General features: G+C 62.9%; 1 pseudogene. It reads left to right on the forward strand.

The features are described from left to right. Window positions 1-256, forward strand: a pseudogene (locus ABD323_RS41745) (hypothetical protein); the annotation flags it as partial. Between the last annotated feature and the right edge of the window lie 479 nt (window positions 257-735).

Below are 735 nucleotides of genomic sequence, written 5' to 3' on the forward strand. Positions count from 1 at the left end.
GGTTCTTGGCGCAGGCGACGGGCTGGGCCTCCCAGCGGTTGCAGAAGTGAATCCGCCGACTGTGCGGGTCGGCATTTCCGGGCTCGACGACGGCCCAGGCGAACCCTGTTCCGTGTGTGCCGAAGTCGAGAGCGGCAACGACTCGTGGCTCAAACACTCATTCTCCAGAAGGTGGCAGGTGGGCAGAGGGGACGGCGAATCAGATGCGTCTATGCATCATCCGCGGAGTGCTCAGTTGAAGATCGGCCAGCGCTGAGCTTCGCGTCATCGACTCGATATGGACAACCAGATCGCGCGCCACAGCCGAATCAACCACCCAAAGGGCCTAGTTGGCCGATTATCAGACCGTGGACCTCCTGTACAAATCTGCACAGGGCTGCTGAGTGCATGCATTACGGTGTGCTCATGCGTGACGCAGACCGCGACCATCAACAGGTCTTGGCCGCTCCGGGCTCCCCGAACACATGTGAGCTGCCCCCGGCTGGCGCGCCTGCAGATGGCGGAGCCAGTTGCCCTGCCTGCGGTGCGAGAGGGAAGCCAGACAGGGATGAGATAGCTGGCGCCGATATTTATGGCGAACTGGAGGCATACAGGGCGGCGTTGGCGGGGCGGGATTCACTGATCCATCGGGCCCAGGCTGCGGGAATGAGCGAGGCGCAGATCGCCCGATCCGTAGGCCATTCACGGACTACGGTGCGTAGCATCCTCGCAATGCGAACGCCGCAGGCCGTGAAC

This window comes from Kitasatospora nipponensis, assembly GCF_039528135.1.
Lineage (GTDB): Bacteria > Actinomycetota > Actinomycetes > Streptomycetales > Streptomycetaceae > Kitasatospora > Kitasatospora nipponensis.